We start from the raw sequence: 16,729 nt of genomic DNA, 5'->3' as shown, positions 1-16,729 counted from the left end.
ATCCGGTGCCCGAGCCGGCGGGTGTGACGGAGGGCGGGGGCGATACCGGCCGACCCGCCGATCCGCTCGGCGCGAGGGCGCCGGCGACGTGCGTTCCGATGGCTGCGGGGGCGTCAGGAGACCGGCATGGCCAGGTAGTCGCCGTGCTCAAGGTCGTCGAGCAGTGTCGGCCGGGTGGGAGTCCAGCCGAGCAGCTCCTGGGTATGAGCACTGGAGACGGGCGCGTCGAAGGCGTAGACCCTGGCCATGAACGGGCTGACGTAGTGCCCGGCGGCCCGGTCGGGGCTCAGTGAGACTGCCGGGATGTCCAGGCCCCGGGCGATGGTCTGCGCGATGCTTTTCATGGCGATGCCGCTTTCGGCCACTCCGTGCAGCACGCTTCCCGCGGGAGCCTTCTCCAGGGCCAGGCGGAACAGGGCCGCGGCGTCGAGCCGGTGCACCGCGGGCCATCGGTTGGTGCCGTCGCCGACGTAGGCCGAGACGCCGGTCTTCCGCGCGGTGGCGATGAGCATGGGGATGAAGCCGTGGTCTTCGGGGCCGTGGACGGTGGGAGCGAGACGGACCACGCTCGCGCGTACTCCCCGAGCGGCGAAGTCCAGGCAGGCCCGCTCGCCCGCGATGCGGAAGGCCGCGATTCCGGCGGCGTCGGGGTCGTCCTTCTCGGTGGTCTCCCGGCCGGGCGGCATGACCAGGGTGCCCGAGGTGATGGTGAGCGGTTTGCCCGAGTTCTCCAACGGCCGGCCGAGGGCCTCGATCGCGGTCCGGTCGCGCCTCATCATGTCGTCGAGGTCGGAGAAGTCACCGCCGTACGCCATGTGCAGGACGCCGTCGGCGGCTTCAGCGCCGCGGCGCAGGCTGTCATGGTCGTCGAGGGAGCCGCGGTGCGGTGTGGCACCCAGCGACTCCAGCCGGGCGGCTGCGGCGTCCGAGCGCGCCAGGCCAGTGACGTCATGGCCGGCCGCGATGAGCTCGGCAACGACGGCGGGGCCGGTCTGGCCGGAACCGCCAGTGACAAAGATATGCATGAAGTGCTCTCTCTGCGGATGTGTGCACCGGGGCCGCTGAACGGTCCGGCGTGGGTGAGTCACGCGGTACGGCGGAATTCGGTGAACGGTTCCCGACGGAGTCCCTTGATCGCTCGACGGGGTTCGGACCGAAGGGCCGGAGGCGCGGCCACCGGCGGCCCCCTCCTGCCTGGGGTCAGTCACCGGCACCAGGTAGCGCCAGTCACTGACCTTACGTAGCGCCAGTCACTGGCGTCAAGGAAGGGTGGCTGCCGGCGCGTGGGGTATCTTCGATGGGTGCCACGAAGCGGAATTGAAGCGCGCCGCCGCCTGCAGCAGGCGGCTCTGGAGCTGTACCGGGAGCGCGGGTTCGATCGGACCACCACGGCTGAGATCGCCGCTCGGGCAGGTGTCAACGAGCGCACGTTCTTCCGGCACTTCCCCGACAAGCGCGAGGTGCTCTTCGGCGGTGAGGCCGACCTGCGCGAAGCGCTGATGCAGGAGGTCGCCGCCGCCCCCGACGGTCTGCGGCCGCTCGGCATTCTGCTGTGCGCCTTCCGGAAGGCCGGACGAATCCTGGAGGAGAACCGCCCGTTCTCCGAGCCGCGGCTGGCGGTCATCGCCAAGACCCCGGCCCTGCGGGAACGGGACTTGGCCAAGGCCGCAGCCCTCACCGAAGCCGTGGCGGAGGCGCTGCGCCGACGTGATGTCCCCGACCGGCTGGCCGGGCTCGCCGCGCATACGGGCTGGGCCGCCTTCCACCACGCCGCCCAAGCCTGGATCGCCGACCCGTCACAGAGCTTGGACGCGCATCTCCTCCAGGCCTTCGACGATCTGCACGCCCTCGCCTCGGCCGTCCCCTGAGTCGGACAACCCCGTGCGGACGAGCGGGTGGGGGAGGGTGAACGCAGGCTGCATCGCCTTGAGCGCAACGCCCTGCTGGTTCAGCGGGGTTGGCGGCAACTCAGGAGTCCGTGGCGGCTCGGTCGGCCTCACTGCGCAGAACGCAGAATTCGTTGCCTTCGGGATCAGCGAGGACTGCCCATCCTGAACCGTCGGGATTCCGGTGATCGGCGACAAAGGTGGCACCGAGGTTCAGCAGCCGGTCCACCTCCTGATCGCGTGAGGTCTCAGGGCGCAGACACAGATGGATCCGATTCTTGATCGTCTTGCCCTCGGGCACCTGATTGAAGTGCAGCACGGGGCCCTCCGCCAGCAGCACCTGAGTCTCCAGGTCACCCGGTCCGACATCCGGATGCATCGGACGGCCCGTCACACTGCTCCAGAACCGGGCCAGCCCGTAGGCATCCGCACAGTCGATCGCCACGTTCTGCAATACCGAGACCATGCGCCCCAGTCTTCCTGGCTTCCACCCCCGGACGCCACCGAACTGCGCTCATCATCGAGGGAGTTGCCGGACGTCTTCCCCTGCGGTCCGGGGTGCCGTATCCGTGTTCCGGCGCCGAGGCGAGGCGCCGTGGTTGTAGTCGTGCGCCTGCCGGGAGTTACGGGACAGTCCTGAGCCCCGGCCGCCTCAAGGGTCTTGGCATCCGGCGCCGCGCAGCCCGCAATGTCTCTGGCATGGGCATCGCCTGCGCATTGCCCGCGTACGTCTTCAGCAGGCTACCGGGCGTCAGCAGCCAGTCCGCGGCGATAACTGGAATACCGGGGGCGCGCGGCTTCAGTCCGACTACTCGGCAGACGTGAGCGGGCGCGGTCCCGAGCAGTGGTCCGCTGCTTCCGGCGTGCCTCTCGGTGATACTGGTGCTGCTGCGCGAGTCCTCGGACGCCCGGATCGGCAACGTCCCCAGCGGCGTCGCATCGAGGACGACCAACCAGCCCCCACCTACCCTGCCGCGAGCTGTACGGTCCCATCTACCCCGCGACCCTCCGGCGCCGATGTCGGCCTGCGCTGACGAGGTCCACCGTCACCGCCACGCGACCAGCCCGCAGCCGAAGCTGTGTTTCAACGACTGCGGCGCGGTGCGTGAAGGCAATGCCGTCGAGCCCGTCACCATGATGTTCCACCGCACCAGCAGGAAAGGAGTGTTCATGGCATCCGCCTTGATCACCACATCGTTCAACGCCGAGTCGACCGCCATGCAAGTCATCGACGGAGTCGATCTCACGGGCAAGCGAGCCATCGTGACCGGCGCCTCCTCCGGCCTGGGAGTCGAGACCGCGCGAGCCCTGGCCTCCGCCGGCGCGGAAGTCACCCTCGCTGTGCGCGACACCGCGGCCGGTACCCGGGCGCAGAGGGACATCGCCGCGACCACCGGCAGCGCTCGCCTTCACCTCGCCCCCCTGGATCTGGCCCGGCCGGACTCCGTGCAGCGGTTCGCGGAAGCATGGCAGGGCCCGCTGGACATTCTGGTGAACAACGCCGGAGTCATGGCGATGCCCCTGACCCGGACGGCAGAGGGCTGGGAGATGCAGTTCGCAACGAACCACCTCGGCCACTTCGTACTCGCCGTCGCGCTGCACGACTCCCTGGCGCAAGCCCATGGCGCGCGCATCACCGCTGTCAGCTCCGTGGGCCATATCGCCGCGAACGTCGACTTCGACGACCCGATGTTCGAGCACCGCGCGTACAACGAGTGGGTTGCCTACGGGCAGTCGAAGACCGCCGAGATCCTCTTCGCTGTCGAGGCAACGCGCCGCTGGGCGGACGAAGGCATCCTCGTCAACGCTCTCAACCCGGGCCGCATCCCTTCCACCGGTCTCATGCGGCACATCCCCCAGGTCGATGCCTCCACCGACAGCGACGGCGTCTCCTGGAAGAACGCGCAGCAAGGAGCCGCCACCTCCGTACTTCTTGCTGCTTCTCCCCTGGTCGACAGCGTCGGCGGTCGCTACTTCGAGGACTGCAACGAAGCCGGACCGCACCAGCCCGGCATCAGGCGAGGAGTCGCTCCCTACGCCCTCGACCCCGAGAGCGCGGCGCGACTGTGGCAGATGTCGCTCGACCTCCTCCGCGCCTGACTGCCCGTCTCGGACAAGTGCCGGCACGCCAAGCCCGTGAGGTGTCGTCACGTCTCGGTGCGGGTGCTTACGGTTTGTGGGCTACCCAGAGCACTTCGGCCGGCCAGCGGTGTCCCCAGTCAGGCGGGTCGGTCTGGTTGTAGCCGTTGGCCGTTCCGGGTCCGGGCCGCGGCTCGATGAGGTCGTCGATGACGAGACCTGCGCCGCGCAGGACCTTGATCCAGTCGCCGTAGGTGAGCTGATAGCTGACCGCGCCCTGGTCTTCGGCGATGGTGTCCAGCCCGAAGTAGTCCTGGTGCAGCGTCGTGGTTACGCGTCCGGCGGCCTCGTCGTAGCAGGCTTCGAACCATGGGCTGGCGACGTTGAACACCAGGCGCCCACCGCGGCGCAGGATGCGTGCGGCCTGCGGGACGGCCAGGTGCGGGGGTGCCCAGCTCAGTCCGCCGTAGTCACAGAACACCAGGTCGAAGCTGTCGGCGGCGAACGGGAGATGTTCGGCGGCACCTTGCACCAGCGGGTAGCGGGCGGCTCCCATCGCGCGAGCTGCCGTGGTGAGCTGGGCCTCGGACAGGTCGAGTCCGACCACGGCGGCGCCCTCATCGGCGAGCGCCCTGGACCACTGTCCGGCGCCGCAGCCGAGTTCGAGGACACGCTTGCCGGTGACGTCGCCCAGGGCGCGCAGGTGCGCGTCGGGGATGGCGTACGTGCCCCACAGCCGGGGCGTCGCGCCGATCTGCGGGTCGTGCTTGTGCTGGTAGGCGGTGCTGATCTGGTTCCAGAACCGCCGGTTGGCAGAAATGCTGTCCACGCGCCGACTCAAGCACTGCATGCCGGGGGCGGTCAACACGATTGTTCCGCGACCGGGGAGGTTCACCGGTTCACGGCTGTTCTGTCCGGCTGCCGATGCGATGGGGTGGCGTCGATCGACCCGAACCAGCGTCAGGCTGCCTGGTGACGCCACAGGTTCGGGCCCGCACGATCACCGACCAGGAGGGGCAGAAGCTGCACCAGATCGTCCGGCTGAGCAGCACGAACAGCGTGCGCCACCGGTCGGCGAAGATCCTTCTGGCCTCTGCGGGCGGCAACAGTCCCGGTCGTCGCCCGTCTCGTGGTGGCCGACGAGGACACCGTCCGCGATGTTGTCCACCGCTTCAACGAGAACGGCCTGGCCTGCCTGGACCCTCGGTGCGCGGGCTGCCGTTCCTCCTGCTCGGCCTGCTACGCGGTCCGCTCCGGAGTCGAGGGCACCATCAACGAGTTCGCCCACAGATACGGCATGCACCGGTGTCGCTACCGATGACAGCTGAAAGCCCAGCGACGTGGTGGCGTGAGGGCGGCGCCGTCGGCGACAGCGAGTGCCTCAGCGCCACCTACTGAGCGCGGAACTGGCTTGCCTATCCCTCGACTTCCTCCTGGTCGGCGGTTTCGTTGGCACGGCCGATCTCCGCCATGTGCTCCTCCGCCCAGGTCCGCAGCCCCGCAAGCGCGGTTTCCAGGGACAGCCCGAGTCCGGTGAGTCGGTAGAAGACCCTCGGCGGCACGGTCGGTTCGACCCGGCGCCTCACCAGTCCGTCGCGGGTCAGATTTCGCAGCGTCACGGACAGCATCTTCTGCGAGATGCCGGGCATGCGGCGTCTCAGCTCCGCGAAGCGCACCTCGTCCGGTGCGGCATCGGCGAGCGTCTTGACGGCCATGGATGTCCACTTCGTGCCGATGCGGTCCAGCAACTGCCGCGTCGGGCAATGGGGATCGAACAGATCGCCGCGTACCCCGCGGCCGGCGCCCCGGGCTTCTCGGGTGGTCACCTGCGGCTCACCACCTTCCCTGAAAGTGCCGTCTAGGAAGCGGCCGGACAGTTACCTATCGTTCTGAGGTCACCAATGGTAACCAGCTGGAGGAGCCGCCGGTCATGCCCGTCCCCACCACACACCACCTGCGCCGCATCGCGACGAACGGCGTCCAGCTCAACGTCGCGATCTCCGGGGACGGACCTGCGGTTCTCCTGTTGCACGGCTTCCCGCACACCTGGCAACTCTGGAGCGACATCATGGGCCGACTGGCCGGACAGTACCGGGTCATCGCCCCGGACCTCCGAGGCTTCGGCGCCAGTACACGTGCCATCGACGGTTACGACGCAGGCACCCTCGCCGCCGACGCCGAAGGGCTGCTCGACGCACTCGGCGAGCCCTCCGCAGCGGTGGTCGGCATCGACGCGGGCACCGCCCCCGCCGTTCTGCTCGCGCTGCGCCGACCCCACCTCGTTCGGCGCCTGGTCGTGATGGAAGCACTGCTCGGCCGCCTGCCCGGAGCGGAGCACGTCGTCGCGGGCGGTGCTCCGTGGTGGTTCGGCTTCCATGCCGTCCCCGGCCTCGCTGAGACCGTCCTCGCCGGTAACGAGGCCCCCTACATCGACTGGTTCCTCGACTCGGGGACCCTCGGGCGAGGAGTACCCGACGACCTCCGGGCGGCCTTCGTCCGCGCGTACACCGGGAGTGAGGCCCTGCGTTGCGCGTTCTCCTATTACCGCGCCCTGCCCGTCGGCGCGCAGCAGATCCAGGATGCCGTCGCGACGGCTCGGCTGACCATGCCCACCATGACTGTCGGCTCTCACCCCGTCGGCACCGGGCTCGAACGCCAACTCCGTCCCATCGCTGATGACCTGGTCGGACACCATCTCCAGGACTGCGGCCACATCATCCCCCTCGAACGCCCCGACGCGTTGTTCGCGCTCCTTGCGCCCTTCCTCTCCGCCGATCTGCCGAAGTGACGGAAGAAGTGACGGAAACAGGACCGAAGGATCAGGGTCGGCGGCTCGGGCGTTCTCCCATCGGTGAGTTGTCCAGGGCCGCCGGATCAGGCTGCGCACTGTGATGATTGTGTCGGCGAGGTCGAAGGAGGCATCAATGAGGCCCTGGTGTGGCGTTCGCTCGGGATGCTCACGCTGAACTCGGGCGGGGGCGGGCGGTCTTGGTCATCCGCCATGCCATCCGTCGGGGCTGTCACATTCGGGTGAGGGAACCCAGCTCAGGCAGCGGGTTCGGCAGTGTGAAGAGCGCCTCCCTCGCCTTGTCGTCGGCTGCCCCGAGCGGTGCCCTCAGGCTGTTCGTGAAGCCCCCGATCACGTTGCATGCTCTGCCGTGCGCAGGGCAGCGACGGGCGAGACCGTGAGTGCCTTCCTGCACCTACCTGATGTGCCATCAGGAAAGTCAGTATTCGATCAGCATGCGTCCTGAAGACATGACGAGAGCTGCCCGGACATGCGACTGGCTGTAAGATGTGGAAACAGCCCTTGACCTGCGAACACGCAGGCAGGGAGCCTATAGCCGGGAGTACCTCGATGATGCGCACCATGTTCAAGTCCAAGATCTAGCTATTTGGCGTCGCCGCAGGTCAGGGGCATCATGTGCCCCCCTCAGGTCAGCAAACGGTCAGCATGCGTCCCGGACGTGTCTCCGCTTGCTGACCTCGACCTACAGCGCGGTGCCTGAGCACGGTTCTTGGGCTGGAACGGATGGTGCATCACATGGCCCGAAAGCTCGCCCGCGGGATGGGGTCCTTCTTCAAGGACTGCGGCTGCACGAAGCCCACCCGCTGCCCTCACCCGTACTCGATCCGCTTCCGGGACGCCCTCGGCAAGCAGCGCGAAGAGTCCGGGTACGACACGCAGGATGATGCGATCGAGCGCCTCATACAGCTCTATGCGGAGAAGAAGACCACGACACCGACTGTCGCGGCGGCCCGCCGCGAGCTTGGCCAGCTGACGGTCGAGGAGTACGCGAAGCAGTGGCGTCCCCGGCAGCGCAAGATGACGGAGTACTCCACCGGTGAGGCCGTCGACAGCTCGATCAACGTGCACATCGTCCCCCGTCTTGGATCACGGAAGCTGAACTCCGTCACACCGATGGTGGTCGAGCGGTTCCTGGACGAGATGGAGAGCGACGGGGTCGGCCGCGGGAACCAGGTGAACATATTTAGGGTCCTCAAGACCGTCCTGCGGGACGCCTACGCGAAGGGGGCAATGGCGGACGACCCAGTGAAGGGGGTCCAGGAGCCCGCATACGTTCGGGGAACGGTTGCCATTCCCTCTCGTGTCTACGTGACGAAAGCACTGGCCGTCGCCGGCGAAGACCTCTCACTGGAGATCGTCGTGATGGCGGGGTGCGGTCTGCGCAACGGCGAGGCGCGGGCGGTGAACATCAACAACGTCGTAGCGCAGGACGTCTACCGGGTGCACGAGCAGATCCATTCCAACACGCTGAGGCCGGCGAAGCTGAAGCACCGCAAGACGGGGGAGTTCCGAGAGGTGCCCCTGCCGCGGTCGGTGCGAGAGGCGATCGAGCGGTACGCGGCCAAACACGGCACTACGAACGACGGCTACCTACTGCGCGGTCCGGGCGGCTACTTCACCGAGGGGATGGAGCGGCGCCGGGTGAAGAAGCTCTTCTCGGATCTTCCGCCAGAGGGAGGTGTGGGGATGTATGGCTTTCGGCATTACTTCGCCTCGAACGCTCTCGGCGGCGGGATCCCCATCACGGACGTGGCGGAGTGGATGGGTCACAAGTCCATCGAGGAGACGTACCGCACCTACCGGCATCTGCTGCCGGGGAGCATTACCAAGGCTGCCCGGATCCTGGATGCCGGCCTCTGGGAAGCAGCCTGACTTCCGGTCTTGAGGGACAGCAGTTTCTTCGTGTACTGGTGGTACAGGGCAACAATTGCTTCTGAGCTGCAGAAACCGCTGGATGTGCTGCACCGAAAGCCGCTTTGGTCCGCCCCTGGTCCGGATCTTGCTCGCCGACGATGACGGGGCACCGGTCCCACATGGCACAGGTTGTAGATGGTGTCTTGTGGGGTCCAGAGTGGTCCAGGTGAGGTGTAAAAGGCCAGGTCAGCGGATTCTGTCCAGGCGCGTCGACCCTGTTTGTGAGATTCTCGTGAGAGGTAACGTGCCCTCGTGTGAGACGTGATGACCCCCGTCGGCTACTGCCGGCGGGGGTCATCAGTGCGGTTGGCCCCGGGTTCGGCCGTCGGAGGGTCAGTGTTCGGGCACCGGCAGGAGGCTCTCAGGCAGGCGTTGGTAGAGGCTTCGCCGGGCCGCATAGTCGTTGTGGTCTGCCGTGTAGTGCGCCAGCCGCCTGCCCAGGCGTCGAGAGAAGCGAACCTGGATTTCTCCAGGGCTGCCGGTCGGGCTGCATGCGTAGAGTCTGCATGCGTAGCCGGCGTCGGCGGGTTGCTGACAGGTGCAGTCGAAATCCGTTACGATCAGAGGAATTCCGCACTCAGGGTCTGTCAGTAGGTTCTGGAATCCCCGGTGGTGCAGGGGGGCCTCGGCGAGTGGCTCATGGATGTACTCGATGATCCATTCCCGGCCGCCGTCTCTGGATGGGTTCGTCCAGGCCGTCGTGCTGAGTGGAACACCAATCGTCCTGAGCATGGGTGCACGGCGAAGAATCCCGCTAGCCAGCCATGACGAAGCGACAATTCGGCGATGGTGCTGAGCGTGCATATCTTGTGCGGCAGGGTTGCGGGTAGCGCTCTCGCTGCTATGCCATCGGTCGGGCGCCTGCTGGTGACAGAGCATGGTGTCAGCGGATTCAGCATCGCGGGTCACGGTATCAACGGCCATCAACCATTTATCGGTGTCGACGCCGGCCAGAGTAATGGAGCCCGCGAGGCCAATCCGGTACAGGCGGACCGACTCGTCTTCCACGATAAAGCGAAGTCCGGGGATGCCGCGTAGTTCGCCTTCTTCGGAGATCCGCGGTAGGCAGGCGCGGACCAGTTCGCTTGCCATGGACTCACCGGATACTTCCCGGTTGACGTCTTCGTCCTCGACGGTGAGGAGCAGTGCGCCCCGGCGTGAATCGGCAGAGCGGATTCCCCACGGGTGGCGCGTGTCAATCCCCGGCCAGGCCATGCTGTAGAGGAAGTAGCACTCCAGCTCGGCCTGAGCCTCGTCCGCGGGGGGAACGAGTGGGTCTGCGGCTTCGAGGCTCTTGACCCTGCTGAGAGATGTGGTCCAGGGCAGACCTGTGGCGATCTGTAGCTTCTGGGCTCGGCGTTCGATACGAGTGCTCTTCACGCGGGAGGCTTTCCGCCGCAGTTTCCTGTCCCGACCCAGGCAACACGGCGATTCTCCGCTGCGCACAAGGTGTATTCGAAGCTGCGATGCCAGCCGAGTTGGCTTGTCAGGCAACGTTCGTCGGGGGAACGCCGCGCAATTCGGGCCCCGCTGTGCCCTACGACGACACCTTAGCTGAAGGGCATCACGGAGGCCCGCATTTGCGCGCGGGTTGGCGTGGGTGCCCTCCCCGCGTATCGGCGGGACTGTGCGACCTATCCATCGGTGGGAATTGTTCGGCTTGGTTCCTTCGCAGGTCCTATCGGCCAAGGAACGTCGGGCGCCCGCGAGAAGTGTGAGCGCGGCTATGACGCGTTTGCTCCGCACAGCCCGGCGAGAATCGCGGGGGAGAGGTTGTTGGGGAAGCCTTCGCGGGGGAGGCGTCGCAGGATGCTCTGCCAGAGTTCGGGTGAGAGGCGGGATGGGGGACGTTCGACGGAGGCTCGCAGGTCGAGCAGCGCCGTCTTGGCGGGGTCGGTGAGGATGAAGTGCTGGTCGCTGCCGTACTTCTGGTCGGTGTCGCCTCGAAACCGCGTGAGGCGTAGCGGTAGACCGAACACCGGGTCTAGGAGGGCTGCGGCGATGTGGTGCGGCCCTGGTCCCTGATCGTGTACATGCGAGGACCGCACGACGAGCCGTGTGTGGCCGAACGCCGTTCCGCGGTAGCCGTCGGCGAGATAGGTGTTGGCCACGGTGTGCAGGAGGGCTGTGCGGCGAAGTAGCCCGCTGCCCAGCCAGGCTCCGCGATGCTGGACCTGGACGAAGGGATCGTTGTTGTTCTCCCACTGGGAGAAGTGCTCGCGCTCGCCGGCGGTCCACGTTGACCGCGAGGTGCGCCAGCAGAGCTGCATGGCGTCCGGGTCGATCCACTTGTTGAGCATGGTCTGCTCTGCCTCGCGCCACAGCGAGTGGGGCAGACCACTCAGTCGTAGCCGCGTGGGCTGGTCGAGTACGCGGAGTTCGAGCGCTGTGCGGAAGCGTCTGACGATGCGCAGGCCGGGCACGCCGTGCAGGTCCCCTTCCGAGGGGAGGGTGGGGAGGAGCCCGAAGAGGATCTCGGCAGCACGGTCCACGCTTTCTACCTGGAGCGTGATCAGATTCGAAGCGGGCTGGACTGAGACGACGCCGAGGGGGAAGCGCGTGCAGACGTTGCGGTTCTCCAGGAGGCCAAGGAACACGCGTGCCTCCAGGCGCACTTGGGCCGCGCTTGCTGGAGCGGGGAGTGGAGTTGAGGTTGAGGGCAGCAAGTCCAGGGCCCGTCGGGCTTGCTGGATGCTTTCACCCGTGTACCTGACGCGGTTCAGCGCGACGGATTGGTCGTAGGCGCACATGACTCTCCTGAGCACCTCGGCCCTGGGTGCTGGGAAGTGAGACTCGCGTGCGACAGTGCGTCGTCCTAAGTGATAGGTGACCGGTTCACCCGAGCGTGGAGGAATGGGCCGAAGCGTCTCCAGGGAGCGGTGGTCAAGCCGCAAGTGCACCCTAGAGCACACGATGTCGGTTGTGACGAGCCGCTCGCGATGGCTGGTGGCAATTCACTCGTACGGGAGTGCCTGGATTGCTTCGTCCGCTGCGGTGCGTCTAAGACCTGTCCCGTAAATGATCTCTGCCTGGTGTGGACGTGGGCGGTGACCAGCCCGACCGCTCGTCTATCCGGCGAGGTTGAGGTTGTGCAGGCGGGCGATGCCGAGCATGGCGTGGTGGACGCCGTCGCCCTTGAGGCGGCAGTCGCGGAGGATTTTCCAGGTCTTCATGCGGGCGAAGACGTGCTCTACGCGGGCGCGGACCTGTTTGTGGGACTTGTTGTGGGCGTGTTTCCAGTCGGGCAGTTCCTCGCCGTTGCGGCGCCGGTGTGGCATCACCAGCCCGGTGCCCGGATAGCCGCCGTCGGCGATTGTCATCGTCTTGCCGACGGCGGCCTTCGCGCCGGACTCCTCCCACGCCTTGCAGTCGTTGCGGTTGCCGGGCAGAGGCCGGCCGACCACCACAACGAGCCGAGTGTCGGCGTCGATAACGACCTGGTGGTTCGTGGAGTACCGGTAGTTCTTGGACTGCTCGGCGATGGTGTGGTCGCGGGTGGGCACCAGGGTGCCGTCCACGATGAGCACGGTGTCCTTGCGGAACCGCTTGCGGGGCTGCAGCGCGAGGGACGGGCCGAGGTGGTCGATGATGCGGTCGGCCGCGGACTTCGAGATACCGAAGAGAGGGGCGATCTGGCGCAACGTCAAGTTCGTGCGCCAGTAAGCCGCTACCAGCAGCACCCGGTCCTCCAGCGGAAGAGACCACGGGCGGCCCTTGCGGACCGGATCTGCACCTTCGCGGCGCAGCGCGGTCACCAGCTTGCCGAAGATACGCGGGCTCAGCCCGGTGAACGGGGCTATCCAGGACGGCTCCGACGCCGTGATCACACCAGACACAGCAAGATCATCTCACCTGTGACCAGCAGTTACGGGACAGGTCTTAGGCTCTGGTCCGGGTTGAGGGACCCCTCGTCGTGCGCCCTTCCGGATCGATGGCGCAGCGTGTCGAAAGCCCTCGCCTCATGCTTCACCACTCGCCAGAGTCGTGTCCGCAGCAAACTCTTTCCTCGCGCTGAGATCCGGCAGCGCCCGAAGGAGTTCGACATGCTTTCCGACCCGACCATCGACCTCTGCCGCCGCTACACTGGGGAAACCTGGGCCGGCGCCAAGGAGCGCCTCAGTCAGCTCCCGCCGGGCAGCCCGCTCATCCCCGCAGCCCAGGGCGACCAGGCATTCCTGGAAGCGCAGCTGTTGAGGGCCTTGCTGGAGCACCCGACCACCTACACCACCAGGCCATTGCGCATCATGCGCGTCATCCCCTACGAGAATCGGCCGGTCATCCGGTTCGCTGCTGACGCCGATCCCGACGGCCTCGCCGACCTGATCGCATGGGGACTGTTCTCTACCGGTGGCAAGGATGATCTGCGGGGCATTCGCGGTCTGCGCATCCAGGACGCCGGACACGGCCGGATCGACGTCGGCCTCCTTGAGAGCGATGCCCGTATTCGACTGGAGGGCATCCCTGAAGTCGCGTGGCGCAACGCCGAAGCGCGCCGGCGTCAGGCGGAGTTGCAGTCCGGGGGAGCGGTGCCCTTCCAGCACCGAGGGCCGACACCCGGCGAACACGCCTTTGTGATGGAACACGGTTGGTTCGAGGACGCGTGGAGGGAAGCCTCGGGGCTCGGCAGTGCGCTGCTGCGCCGCCTGCTGATCTTCCGTTCCGGCGCCGACTGGCTGGACATGGCCGGTTTCACCAAGCACGTGAACACCTACGGATTCCGGCTGACCTTCGCAGAATCGCACTGGACGGACCACGACACGCTCATTGGGTATCTCCTTCACCCGGTATGCGGGATCGCTCTCAAGGAGGACATGCGTTCCTGTGCCTGCGCGTTCGGAGAGAGGAGCTGCCGGGTCTGGTTCGATGGCCCCGACCGGGCCGCTGGACGGCTCGATGTGCAGTTTCTCTCCGCGCAAGGGGGCTGCGAGATTGCTGAGTACAACCAGGCTCTCACCTACGGGGGAAGCCCGAGTGAGGAGATCAGCCGGGTTACCGGGTGTCCTCCAGGGGCTGCGGTGGTGTGTATCCCCGGGTGCCACGGTCGGCACGGCAAGGTTGGGTTCCTGCGGCGCATGGGCGAAGGACGGTGCAAGGAGGGTGCGTGACCAGGCGATGGGCCGGCTGATGGTGGCCAGCCGGCGCTGGGCGGAGGTCCGCCGTGCTCGGGCTGGGGCTTCATAAGTGTGGGCGGGAGTGCATCAGGGGTTGGCCCTGTTGTACTCAGGCTCTCCGCTTTCGAGCACGCGGAGCAGAGAGGCGGTGACGATGCGCGTTCCACGGCCCACCTGGAGTATGCGGCACGGGAACTGTCCCTGGCGGACGAGGTCGTAGCCTTTCGCGCGGGAGAACCCGAAGGCTTTGGAGGCATCTGCCACGCTGCTGGTGCCACCCCAGGTGGCACGGATCCGCGCGGGGCTGTATGCGGCATTCCCGGCATACGCATCTGCTGTTACTGGGCTCACGCGGTGACTCCTGGGGTGCTTAAGCGTTCCGGACGCGGCGAACGGGGCGATCCATGCGGACCTGAGGGGCTCTTGCCGACGGGGAATCGAGTTGGCTGCTCGAAGCGCCGACGAGGTATCCATGGTGCGCAAGAAGGCCGGTTTGGCTAACCGGCGATCTCGGGCTATGTTGCCAGGCCCTCGGGCGAATCGGACGCTGCGCCGAGGCCGCAGTCGTACCCCGGTGGGGACGCCGCGATGCGGTGGTGGTGAAGGAGTTCCGCTTCAGTGTGTGAACTCCACCACGTCGTTGACCTGGGCAAACGAGATTCCAGAGTGTAAGTGGTTGGCGTTGCCGGGTTAGTTCAGCCCGGTGTCGACCATTCACTGTCGTCTTCCGTGACGGCCACGAAAGCGTGGCCGTCACGGAAGACGAGCATCCTGCCCCGTCTCTATGGGGTTCTGGGGCAGAGAATGGCGATTGATCAGCTGGGCTCCGCTCGATCTGGTCTCGATGGCCCATCACGTGGAGTGCGTCGCGATCCTTGAACCTGCCGCAAAGGGTGCCTGACCTGCCGTTTCGTCGAATGTGCATTATGTGCGCTGTGGGCGTTACGGGCGATATCTTGACGCATATTCGACGCACGTTTGACGCACGTTCTGATGGCATGTCAAGTCGTCGTTGGCGGTCGTGATGGCGTGAGATGTGGCGAGTGGTGCCCAGCCTGGACATCGGCCCGCAGGTCGACCTGATCGGACAGTGGCAGCCGGGGCGACGCCGATGGCGGTCCGAGCGAGAGAGGGCTGCAGCCCTCTCTCCAAGGCGACCGCCTGGACCGTGGCCTGCAGGTTTTGCGCGATTGCCGTGCTGCGCGGTGGACCGTATTCGAGATGCGCGTTCCACTTCTTGATCAGACGAGTGGCCGTTGGATAGGCTGCACCGACACGGTGTGTGACCCACGGGGAACGTCCTGTGTGCAACCACCGGCGCAGGGGGGTGGTCTGTGCCTGACTCGATATCCGTGCCGACGGGTGTGCAGCCAATCAGCTTTGACGTGCACGAAATCCGCGGGGTAGGCCGTGGCGGAGCCCGCGACGACTTCGAGACGATGATCGTTCAGCTTGCCGCTGCGACGACCCCAAACGTGCGGTCCGTCGCTGCCAACCCGGGCGACTGGGGTATAGACGCCTTCGCCGGAAACCTCGGCGGAGCGATCACAGTGTGGCAGTCCAAGTACTTCATGCCGGTCACCACCAAGAAGCACGTGCAGCAGGTCGAAGAGTCGCTCGACAACGTGCTGAAGGCAGCCGTCAAGAACGGCCACACCATCGCCAGTTGGATTCTGTGCATCCCCTCCAGCATGGACGGCCCTATGACGGCATGGTGGGACACGTGGACGAAGGCGAGGGAAAAGGAACACAACCTCGTCATCCAGCTCTGGGACGAGACCGCCCTCCGGAAAAAGCTGCTTAGCCCCGAGGGCGACGACGTGCGTCGCGGCTTCTACGAGACGTACGCTCAGGCCGCCCCCGCCCCCATGGAGCAGCTTCGGCTGGTACTCGAAGTCGAGGACGACAAGGCAGCCTCCCTTGGCTCCGCATTGTTCATTCGGCAGATGACCGAGGCCGGCCACGTAGAGCTGGACTCTGCCAAGAGGCAGTTCTTCAATGCCGACTTGGTGGCTCGCGAGATCGCGCACAAGGACGTTCCGGCGGAGGTGGCGGCGCTCAGTTCCGCCGATGCGACGCTCCACGGTCTATGGGAGATGCAGTTCAACGAATGTGCGGCCGAGGACGCGCTTCGGGCTCTCCACACCCGTGTCTGGCGGGATGTACGCAACGAGCACGACAAACTACCGAAGTCGCTCCGCCTGGAGCTGGTGCACAGCTGGGGGTTGGTCCACCGGCTCGTGGATAACCGCAAGGCGGGTTGGGTCAAACACTGGCGCCAGATCGTCACCGAGCACGTCGACGGCTGACCGCCGCCGCCTGTCCTGTCAGACCTACGAGGAGTTCGCTGTGGAAGCACATCGGCCGGTGATGATGCCGGAGGACGAGGTGACCTTCCGGCTGGCGCAGCTGCTGCTTCTTCTCGACGCTGTGGCCGGACAGGACGCGAAGGGGGCGAGCCTAGAGCGCATCGGCTACTACGACTTCCTGTCGGCGAATCCCTTCCTCGTCGTCGATTCCGACGACAGGGAGGGCAATATGCTCAGGCTGGCCGGGTTCGACCCGCAGGTGCTCTCGTACGCGTCCTCCTCGCAGCGCTTCACTAGTCGACGCGAGCGCATCCAGCACGATCTCGGACTGCTCGTGGCTTACGGGTTCTGCGAGGTCCACAACAGCAACGGCGCCTTCGCCTATTCGATCAGTAACCGCGGTCGGGAGCTTGGGGCTCGCTTCACCGCCACCTACGCCGCGTCGTTCACCACTGCGGCGTCCATCGTTGTGCGTCGCCTTCGCAAGCTCAGCGACAAGGCGCTGCGGGAACAGACCGCACGGTGGCTGCGGCCGGAGGGAGAGGGCGGGCCCGGTGCCGCGCTTCTCAGCGTCCTGGGCCCGGGACCGCGGGTACCTGACATGCCCTGGGAGGGGTGACT

15 protein-coding genes and 2 pseudogenes are annotated in these 16,729 nt (G+C 66.5%); 8 read left to right on the top strand and 9 right to left on the bottom strand.

Going from position 1 to position 16,729, the window contains the following annotated elements; translation table 11 throughout:
* Nucleotides 1-113: 113 nt before the first annotated feature.
* Entirely contained in the window at nucleotides 114-1,025 is a 912-nt protein-coding gene (locus OG584_RS03105; protein ID WP_405774712.1) for an SDR family oxidoreductase, read from the bottom strand.
* 276 nt (nucleotides 1,026-1,301) lie between these two features.
* Between OG584_RS03105 and OG584_RS03100 the strand changes: the two genes are divergently transcribed.
* On the top strand, nucleotides 1,302-1,868 hold the full coding sequence (locus tag OG584_RS03100; RefSeq protein ID WP_405774710.1) for a TetR family transcriptional regulator: 567 nt from the start codon (nucleotides 1,302-1,304) through the stop codon (nucleotides 1,866-1,868).
* Between the two features lie 100 nt (nucleotides 1,869-1,968).
* Here the strand turns inward: OG584_RS03100 and OG584_RS03095 are convergent, their stop codons facing one another.
* Together OG584_RS03095 and OG584_RS03090 are read right to left on the bottom strand one after the other, a co-directional pair.
* A complete protein-coding gene (locus OG584_RS03095) occupies nucleotides 1,969-2,352 on the bottom strand; it encodes a VOC family protein (RefSeq protein WP_405774708.1) in 384 nt (127 codons plus the stop codon).
* A 580-nt stretch (nucleotides 2,353-2,932) separates the two neighbouring features.
* Entirely contained in the window at nucleotides 2,933-3,058 is a 126-nt protein-coding gene (locus tag OG584_RS03090) for a hypothetical protein (RefSeq protein WP_405774707.1), read from the bottom strand.
* Between OG584_RS03090 and OG584_RS03085 the strand changes: the two genes are divergently transcribed.
* Nucleotides 3,057-3,986, top strand: a complete 930-nt coding sequence (locus tag OG584_RS03085; RefSeq protein ID WP_405774705.1) for an SDR family NAD(P)-dependent oxidoreductase — start codon at nucleotides 3,057-3,059, stop codon at nucleotides 3,984-3,986. The two genes, OG584_RS03090 and OG584_RS03085, sit on opposite strands and share 2 nt — an antisense overlap.
* Nucleotides 3,987-4,053: 67 nt before the next feature.
* On the opposite strand, the gene OG584_RS03080 is transcribed toward OG584_RS03085, so the two are convergent.
* A complete protein-coding gene (locus tag OG584_RS03080; RefSeq protein WP_405774703.1) occupies nucleotides 4,054-4,794 on the bottom strand; it encodes a class I SAM-dependent methyltransferase in 741 nt (246 codons plus the stop codon).
* A 95-nt stretch (nucleotides 4,795-4,889) separates the two neighbouring features.
* Between OG584_RS03080 and OG584_RS03075 the strand changes: the two are divergent.
* Nucleotides 4,890-5,187: pseudogene (locus OG584_RS03075) on the top strand (helix-turn-helix domain-containing protein); the annotation flags it as partial.
* Nucleotides 5,188-5,380: 193 nt separating this feature from the next.
* Here the strand turns inward: OG584_RS03075 and OG584_RS03070 are convergent.
* Complete coding sequence (locus tag OG584_RS03070) at nucleotides 5,381-5,791, bottom strand: winged helix-turn-helix transcriptional regulator (protein WP_405774701.1); 411 nt, start codon at nucleotides 5,789-5,791, stop codon at nucleotides 5,381-5,383.
* 104 nt (nucleotides 5,792-5,895) lie between these two features.
* Here OG584_RS03070 and OG584_RS03065 point away from each other — a divergent pair, with 104 nt between their 5' ends.
* On the top strand, nucleotides 5,896-6,753 hold the full coding sequence (locus OG584_RS03065; RefSeq protein ID WP_405774699.1) for an alpha/beta fold hydrolase: 858 nt from the start codon (nucleotides 5,896-5,898) through the stop codon (nucleotides 6,751-6,753).
* A gap of 31 nt (nucleotides 6,754-6,784) precedes the next feature.
* Here the strand turns inward: OG584_RS03065 and OG584_RS03060 are convergent.
* A pseudogene (locus tag OG584_RS03060) lies at nucleotides 6,785-6,894 on the bottom strand (IS5/IS1182 family transposase); the annotation flags it as partial.
* A 615-nt stretch (nucleotides 6,895-7,509) separates the two neighbouring features.
* Between OG584_RS03060 and OG584_RS03055 the strand changes: the two are divergent.
* Nucleotides 7,510-8,646, top strand: coding sequence for a tyrosine-type recombinase/integrase (locus tag OG584_RS03055; protein ID WP_405774697.1), 1,137 nt, complete (start codon nucleotides 7,510-7,512; stop codon nucleotides 8,644-8,646).
* Nucleotides 8,647-9,021: 375 nt separating this feature from the next.
* On the opposite strand, the gene OG584_RS03050 is transcribed toward OG584_RS03055, so the two are convergent.
* From OG584_RS03050 to OG584_RS03040, 3 genes are all read right to left on the bottom strand, one after another.
* The gene (locus tag OG584_RS03050) at nucleotides 9,022-10,068 is read right to left on the bottom strand and encodes a hypothetical protein (RefSeq protein WP_405774695.1); all 1,047 of its coding nucleotides are present in this window, start codon (nucleotides 10,066-10,068) and stop codon (nucleotides 9,022-9,024) included.
* Between the two features lie 344 nt (nucleotides 10,069-10,412).
* The gene (locus OG584_RS03045) at nucleotides 10,413-11,285 is read right to left on the bottom strand and encodes a hypothetical protein (RefSeq protein ID WP_405774693.1); all 873 of its coding nucleotides are present in this window, start codon (nucleotides 11,283-11,285) and stop codon (nucleotides 10,413-10,415) included.
* Between the two features lie 471 nt (nucleotides 11,286-11,756).
* Nucleotides 11,757-12,524 carry a transposase gene (locus OG584_RS03040; RefSeq protein WP_405773694.1) on the bottom strand — a complete coding sequence of 256 codons (768 nt, stop codon included), beginning with the start codon at nucleotides 12,522-12,524 and terminating at the stop codon, nucleotides 11,757-11,759.
* 207 nt (nucleotides 12,525-12,731) lie between these two features.
* On the opposite strand from OG584_RS03040, the gene OG584_RS03035 reads away from it, so the two are divergent.
* The 3 genes from OG584_RS03035 (at nucleotide 12,732) to OG584_RS03025 (ending at nucleotide 16,727) form a co-directional block, all read left to right on the top strand.
* A complete protein-coding gene (locus OG584_RS03035) occupies nucleotides 12,732-13,793 on the top strand; it encodes a hypothetical protein (RefSeq protein WP_405774691.1) in 1,062 nt (353 codons plus the stop codon).
* Nucleotides 13,794-15,133: 1,340 nt separating this feature from the next.
* Nucleotides 15,134-16,108 carry a serine/threonine protein kinase gene (locus tag OG584_RS03030; protein ID WP_405774689.1) on the top strand — a complete coding sequence of 325 codons (975 nt, stop codon included), beginning with the start codon at nucleotides 15,134-15,136 and terminating at the stop codon, nucleotides 16,106-16,108.
* 40 nt (nucleotides 16,109-16,148) lie between these two features.
* Entirely contained in the window at nucleotides 16,149-16,727 is a 579-nt protein-coding gene (locus OG584_RS03025; protein ID WP_405774687.1) for an ABC-three component system middle component 2, read from the top strand.
* The last annotated feature ends 2 nt before the right edge of the window (nucleotides 16,728-16,729 follow it).

Origin of the sequence: Streptomyces sp. NBC_00859 (assembly GCF_045161865.1) — a bacterium.
In the GTDB taxonomy this organism is placed as follows: Bacteria; Actinomycetota; Actinomycetes; order Streptomycetales; family Streptomycetaceae; genus Streptomyces.
The sequence above is the reverse complement of the archived record's forward strand: the minus strand, read 5'-3'. Positions and strand labels throughout refer to the sequence as shown.

Coding starts and splice junctions, on each gene's coding strand:
- OG584_RS03090 (WP_405774707.1), bottom strand. CDS start 3,058: ATGAACACTCCTTTCCTGCTGGTGCGGTGGAACATCATGGTGACGGGC.
- OG584_RS03055 (WP_405774697.1), top strand. CDS start 7,510: ATGGCCCGAAAGCTCGCCCGCGGGATGGGGTCCTTCTTCAAGGACTGC.
- OG584_RS03035 (WP_405774691.1), top strand. CDS start 12,732: ATGCTTTCCGACCCGACCATCGACCTCTGCCGCCGCTACACTGGGGAA.
- OG584_RS03095 (WP_405774708.1), bottom strand. CDS start 2,352: ATGGTCTCGGTATTGCAGAACGTGGCGATCGACTGTGCGGATGCCTAC.
- OG584_RS03105 (WP_405774712.1), bottom strand. CDS start 1,025: ATGCATATCTTTGTCACTGGCGGTTCCGGCCAGACCGGCCCCGCCGTC.
- OG584_RS03085 (WP_405774705.1), top strand. CDS start 3,057: ATGGCATCCGCCTTGATCACCACATCGTTCAACGCCGAGTCGACCGCC.
- OG584_RS03065 (WP_405774699.1), top strand. CDS start 5,896: ATGCCCGTCCCCACCACACACCACCTGCGCCGCATCGCGACGAACGGC.